Here is a 2,219-nt window from a genome sequence, read left to right as displayed (position 1 = left end):
GTCGATGCTTTTCTTGGCAGCATAGGATCACCGGATCCCCCACCTAGTGGGGGCCTATCAGGTCTCAGACATCATGCCCGGCGGATTTGCCAACCGGACGTCCTACACCCTTGGACCAGGTCATTTCCATTGCCTGGCCCGGCTACCTTCCTGCGTCACACCTGTTAATACGCTTGCCTTCTTGGTTCAGGTCCCGCGCTCCCCACCACACGCTCACCCCCGAAGGGGCAAGTCACGGATGGTTCGGGCGGTTAGTATCACCAGGTCAGCAGGGGCGGTCCTTCGCCGGTACGGGAATATCAACCCGTTGTCCATCGACTACGCCTGTCGGCCTCGCCTTAGGTCCCGACTTACCCAGGGCAGATTAGCTTGACCCTGGAACCCTTGGTCATCCGGCGGACGGGTTTCTCACCCGTCTTTCGCTACTCATGCCTGCATTCTCACTCGTGCACACTCCACCATACGATTCCTCGATGGCTTCACCGCAGTGCACGACGCTCCCCTACCCATCCAAACAAAAGCTTGAATGCCACGGTTTCGGCGGTGTGCTTGAGCCCCGCTACATTGTCGGCGCGGAATCACTTGACCAGTGAGCTATTACGCACTCTTTCAAGGGTGGCTGCTTCTAAGCCAACCTCCTGGTTGTCTCAGCAACTCCACATCCTTTCCCACTTAGCACACGCTTAGGGGCCTTAACCGGTGGTCTGGGCTGTTTCCCTCTCGACTATGAAGCTTATCCCCCACAGTCTCACTGCCACGCTCTCACTTCCCGGCATTCGGAGTTTGGTTGACGTCAGTAACCTTGTAGGGCCCATCAGCCATCCAGTAGCTCTACCTCCGGGAAGAAACACGTGACGCTGCACCTAAATGCATTTCGGGGAGAACCAGCTATCACGGAGTTTGATTGGCCTTTCACCCCTACCCACAGCTCATCCCCTCCATTTTCAACTGAAGTGGGTTCGGTCCTCCACGCGCTCTTACACGCGCTTCAACCTGGCCATGGGTAGATCACTCCGCTTCGGGTCTAGGACACGCGACTGAAATCGCCCTATTCAGACTCGCTTTCGCTACGGCTGCCCCACACGGGTTAACCTCGCCACGTATCACTAACTCGCAGGCTCATTCTTCAAAAGGCACGCCGTCACCCCAACAAGGAGGCTCCGACGGTTTGTAGGCACATGGTTTCAGGTACTATTTCACTCCCCTCCCGGGGTACTTTTCACCATTCCCTCACGGTACTGATCCGCTATCGGTCAACAGGTAGTATTCAGGCTTACCAGGTGGTCCTGGCAGATTCACACGGGATTTCTCGGGCCCCGTGCTACTCGGGCACATTCACAAAGCGGCGGAACGCATTACAACTACGGGACTCTCACCCTCTACGGTCAGGCATCCAAACCTGTTCGTCTATACGCCCGCACCTCACTTCGATGGTCCGGCAGAACCATCACGCAAAGGCCCACAACCCCGTACATGCAACCCCTGCCGGGTATCACACACATACGGTTTGGCCCCATCCGCTTTCGCTCGCCACTACTCACGGAATCACTTTTGTTTTCTCTTCCTGCAGGTACTGAGATGTTTCACTTCCCTGCGTTCCCTCCAACCTGCCTATGTGTTCAGCAGGCGGTCACACGATCTTGAAAGTCGTGCGGGGTTCCCCCATTCGGAAATCCTGGTCTCAACGTCCGGTTATCGACTCCACCAGGCTTATCGCAGATTCCCACGTCCTTCTTCGGCTCCTGTTGCCAAGGCATCCACCATGCGCCCTTGAAAACTTAGCCACACAGACCAAGTCCCAATAATGAGCAAAAATCCAACACCCCTATCACAGGGTGCAGATCAAAAGATGACTACATTCTCGGCAGACCACCACAACACCACACAACCCCCCAAAGGAGATCACATGTACAGCTGCGGCAGTCCAAATAAGATGCTCGCGTCCACTATGCAGTTGACAAACAACAACCCGCACCACACCACCACCCACAACCACAGTCATGAGCTTCAGCACGGCCGGCAACAACAACCCCACACCCCACACACCCACAACAACAACCTCATTGTGAACACCCAGAGCATGGATCCTGTTGTCCCAGGACCCAACAGTGTGCCAAACAACCAACCAGAACCACCACCACCAGAGACTTTCCACACCCCCAAAGAGGCCGTACTCACACCCAGCAGCACCAGAAACCAGTCACTGCACGCACCCTCCC

Annotated in this window: 1 protein-coding gene and 1 rRNA gene; one reads left to right on the top strand and one right to left on the bottom strand. The window is 56.0% G+C overall.

Annotation, left to right across the window (positions count from 1 at the left end):
• A 23S ribosomal RNA gene (locus tag BM355_RS13955) occupies positions 1 to 1,784 on the bottom strand; the annotation flags it as partial.
• A 170-nt stretch (positions 1,785 to 1,954) separates the two neighbouring features.
• On the opposite strand from BM355_RS13955, the gene BM355_RS14485 reads away from it, so the two are divergent.
• Positions 1,955 to 2,219, top strand: a 265-nt coding sequence (locus BM355_RS14485) for a hypothetical protein (protein WP_218154356.1), incomplete at its 3' end; no start/stop codon positions are given.

The sequence above is a fragment of the Micrococcus terreus genome (assembly GCF_900116905.1).
Classification (GTDB): Bacteria; Actinomycetota; Actinomycetes; order Actinomycetales; family Micrococcaceae; genus Citricoccus; species Citricoccus terreus.
This window is presented reverse-complemented; position numbering and strand designations above follow the sequence as displayed.